Raw genomic sequence first — 240 nt, 5'->3', positions numbered from 1 at the left:
CACCAGGACCCTACACACCGGTTCGCAGAACGACGAAGACAACTACTTCGGGCCGCTGAACAACGTGAACCACTTCAACGCCGTCACGTCCGTGGTGGAAAACCTCCCGGCCAACTGCCGCATCGAAACCGGCGGCCACCGGGCGGGGGAGAAGGGCTACTTCTTCGAGCCCACCATCATCACCGGCGCCAAGCAGACCGACGACGTGGTGCAGCAGGAGACCTTCGGCCCTGTCATCAC

Annotated in this window: 1 protein-coding gene; it reads left to right on the top strand. The window is 62.9% G+C overall.

Annotated features, from left to right (window positions below; genetic code table 11):
- The coding region (locus tag HWE01_RS22775; protein WP_241822977.1) for an aldehyde dehydrogenase family protein at positions 1–240 on the top strand (240 nt) is incomplete at both ends.

Source organism: Herbaspirillum sp. C7C8 (genome assembly GCF_022627875.1).
Classification (GTDB): Bacteria; Pseudomonadota; Gammaproteobacteria; order Burkholderiales; family Burkholderiaceae_D; genus Herbaspirillum.
This window is presented reverse-complemented; position numbering and strand designations above follow the sequence as displayed.